The sequence below is a fragment of the Actinoplanes sp. NPDC051633 genome (genome assembly GCF_040681735.1).
In the GTDB taxonomy this organism is placed as follows: Bacteria; Actinomycetota; Actinomycetes; order Mycobacteriales; family Micromonosporaceae; genus Actinoplanes.
Map to the genome: position 1 here is coordinate 1 of NZ_JBFAZH010000911.1, position 3,209 is coordinate 3,209.

Sequence of the window (3,209 nt, forward strand, 5' to 3'; positions counted from 1 at the left end):
TCGAGCACGACGTTCATGGTGTCAAAAACTTTACTGGTCTCAGGTGAATGAGAAACAAACGAGGCTTGACCCAGGTCCTGTTATCGCTAACATATGGGCACGGGTCACGGGACCGGCCCGGCGTTAGTCTCTTCTCCAGGCCTTTCTCGAGGGGTTGAGGGTGCGTTGGTGGACATCAGGGGGTCCCGTGACCCGGCCATGACCGACGTCGCGCGTCTGGCCGGGGTCTCGCACCAGACGGTGTCTCGGGTGCTGAACGATCACCCGAACGTCAAGGAGCAGACCAGGCTGCGCGTGCGCGCGGCCATCGCCGAGCTGGGCTATCGGCCCAACCGCGCCGCTCGCACGCTGGTCACCGGCCGATCGCAACTGATCGGCGTGGTGACGCTGAACAGCACGCTGTTCGGCCCGGCGTCGCTGCTGACCGCGTTCGAGCAGGCCGCCGCCGAGGCCGGCTTCGCGGTCAGCGTGGCCAGCGTCGTGAACCTCGACCGCGAGTCGGTGACCGCCGCCATCGACCGCCACCTGGACCAGCGGGTGGCCGGCGTGGTGGTGATCGCCCCGACCGTGTCGGCCGGCGAGGGCCTGGCCGACGTGCCGTCCGGGGTGCCACTGGTGACCATCGACGGCGACCCCGATCAGACGCACGCGCTCGTCACCGTCGATCAGGTGGCCGGCGCCCGTGCCGCGACGCGGCACCTGCTGGCCGCGGGGCACCGCACGGTGTGGCACGTATCCGGCCCGGCGCAGTGGTATGACGCGGCCGGCCGGATCGAGGGCTGGCGGCAGGCGCTGACCGAGGCGGGCGCCGAGGTGCCGCCGCTGATGCCGGCCGACTGGTCCGCCGCGGCCGGGTACTCGGCCGGGCAGATGCTGGCCCGGATGCCCGAGGTCACCGCCGTCTTCGCGGCCAACGACCACCTGGCGCTCGGCCTGCTCCGGGCGTTGTACGAGAAGGGCCGGCGGGTGCCCGGCGACGTCAGCGTGGTGGGCTTCGACGACGTGCCCGAGGCGGCGTATTTCATCCCGCCGCTGACCACCGTGCGGCCGGACTTCGCGGCGGTCGCCCACGCCGGCCTCGAGCTGCTCCTGGCCCAGATCACCGAGCCGGCCGCGCTGCCCGGCCGGGTGGTCATCGAGCCCCAGTTGGTCGAGCGCGACAGTGTCGGATAACGGTTTCTGCCTCGTGTCCCCAATGTTGCAGAGAACCGTTGACACACCCGATTGTTAGCGCTCACACTCTGGCTTCATGACGCAGCACACGCCACCGAGCTATGTCGTGGGTGTCGACTACGGGACCCTGTCCGGCCGGGCCGTCGTCGTCCGGGTCTCCGATGGCGCGGAGCTGGGCTCCGCGGTGCACGACTACACGCATGCCGTCCTCACCGACACGCTGCCCGACGGCACCCCGCTGGGGCCGGACTGGGCACTGCAGGTGCCGGCCGACTACGTCGACGTGCTCCGGATCGCGGTGCCGGCCGCACTGCGCGCGGCCCAGGTGGACCCGTCGCAGGTGATCGGCATCGGCACCGACTTCACCGCGTGCACGATGGTGCCCACGCTGGCCGACGGCACCCCGCTGTCGGAGGTCGACCGGTTCGTCAGCTCCCCGCACGCGTACGTGAAGCTCTGGAAACATCACGCCGCCCAGCCGCAGGCCGACCGGATCAACGCGCTGGCCGCGAAGCGTAAGGAACCGTGGCTGCCGCGCTACGGCGGCCTGATCTCCTCGGAGTGGGAGTTCGCGAAGGGCCTGCAGGTCCTCGAGGAGGACCCCGAGGTGTACGCGGCCATCGAGCGCTGGGTCGAGGCCGCCGACTGGATCGTCTGGCAGCTCACCGGCGACTACGTCCGCAACGCCTGCACCGCCGGGTACAAGGGCATCCGGCAGGACGACGCGTACCCGTCGCGGGACTTCCTCGGCGAGCTCAACGCCGACTTCGCCGACTTCGTCGAGGCCAAGCTCGACCAGCCGATCGGGCAGCTCGGCGAGGCGGCGGGCCGGCTGTGCGCGAGGGCGGCGGAGTGGACCGGGCTGCCCGAGGGCATCGCGGTCGCGGTCGGCAACGTGGACGCGCACGTCACCTCGGCCGCCGCGCAGGCGCTGGACCCCGGGCAGATGGTCGCGGTGATGGGCACCTCGACCTGCCACATGATGAACGCCGATCGGGTCGAGGTCGTGCCCGGCATGTGCGGCGTGGTGGACGGCGGGATCGTGGCCGGGCTCTACGGGTACGAGGCCGGGCAGAGCGGCGTGGGCGACATCTTCGCGTACGTTGTGCCGCCCGGCTACACCCACGAGCAGCTCACCGACCTGGCCCGCGGGCAGAAGCCGGGCCAGCACGGGCTGCTCGCCCTGGACTGGCACAACGGCAACCGCTCGGTGCTGGTCGACGCCGAGCTCTCCGGGCTGATGGTGGGGGAGACCCTGGCGACCAAGCCCGAGGACCGCTACCGCGCGGTGATCGAGGCGACCGCCTTCGGCACCCGGGTGATCGTCGAGACGTTCGAGGCGGCCGGGCTCGCGGTCGAGGAGTTCGTCGCGGCCGGTGGCCTGGTGAAGAACCCGCTGGTGATGCAGATCTACGCGGACGTGCTGAAGAGGCCGCTGTCGGTGATCGGCTCGGACCAGGGCCCCGCCTTGGGCTCGGCCATCCACGCGGCGGCGGCCGCGGGCGCGTACCCCGACGTGCGTGCCGCGGCGGCGGCGATGGGCCGCAAGGAGGCGGCGGTCTGGCACCCCGACGCGGCCGCGAGCGAGGTCTACGACGAGCTGTTCGCCGAGTACGTGCGCCTGCACGACTACTTCGGCCGGGGCGAGAACAAGGTGATGAAAACGTAAGAACCTATGAATATACCTAGTACCAAAAGCACACCCCAATCAATAAATTTTAAATCTCCTGAAATAAGATAATTTACAAGATTTGCAGATGGTGTTGTTATACCTAAGCCACCCATTCTCCCAGTAGATTCACTCATAGGCCAAGCAAGTAGAGCAATAAAACCTATTGCAATGCCAGCAACAAATGGATGATATCTTTTTTCAAATAGGTAATGTCTAATACCACTATATTTTTGTTTAAGTTGGGGCACCATTATTTTAGGTTTTCGAATTGTTACTCAGAAGGCTTTGTAGCGTTTTTGTGGCATTTAGGATATATCATACCTTATTTAATGTTAGCAGGGCTTATATGGCTTCTATTTGCTTT

Annotated in this window: 3 protein-coding genes; 2 read left to right on the forward strand and 1 reads right to left on the reverse strand. The window is 66.9% G+C overall.

The genetic code is table 11. The features are described 5' to 3' along the window. Window positions 1–198 precede the first annotated feature (198 nt). The gene (locus AB0M20_RS34355; RefSeq protein WP_364304517.1) at window positions 199–1,173 is read left to right on the forward strand and encodes a LacI family DNA-binding transcriptional regulator; all 975 of its coding nucleotides are present in this window, start codon (window positions 199–201) and stop codon (window positions 1,171–1,173) included. A 76-nt stretch (window positions 1,174–1,249) separates the two neighbouring features. Next, complete coding sequence (gene araB, locus AB0M20_RS34360; RefSeq protein WP_364304515.1) at window positions 1,250–2,842, forward strand: ribulokinase; 1,593 nt, start codon at window positions 1,250–1,252, stop codon at window positions 2,840–2,842. On the opposite strand, the gene AB0M20_RS34365 is transcribed toward araB, so the two are convergent. Then, a complete protein-coding gene (locus AB0M20_RS34365; RefSeq protein ID WP_364304516.1) occupies window positions 2,803–3,096 on the reverse strand; it encodes a YeeE/YedE thiosulfate transporter family protein in 294 nt (97 codons plus the stop codon). The two genes, araB and AB0M20_RS34365, sit on opposite strands and share 40 nt — an antisense overlap. Window positions 3,097–3,209 lie beyond the last annotated feature (113 nt).

Excerpts from the sequence above, each read along its gene's own strand:
- araB (WP_364304515.1), top strand. The coding sequence starts at position 1,250 with ATGACGCAGCACACGCCACCGAGCTATGTCGTGGGTGTCGACTACGGG.
- AB0M20_RS34355 (WP_364304517.1), top strand. The coding sequence starts at position 199 with ATGACCGACGTCGCGCGTCTGGCCGGGGTCTCGCACCAGACGGTGTCT.
- AB0M20_RS34365 (WP_364304516.1), bottom strand. The coding sequence starts at position 3,096 with ATGGTGCCCCAACTTAAACAAAAATATAGTGGTATTAGACATTACCTA.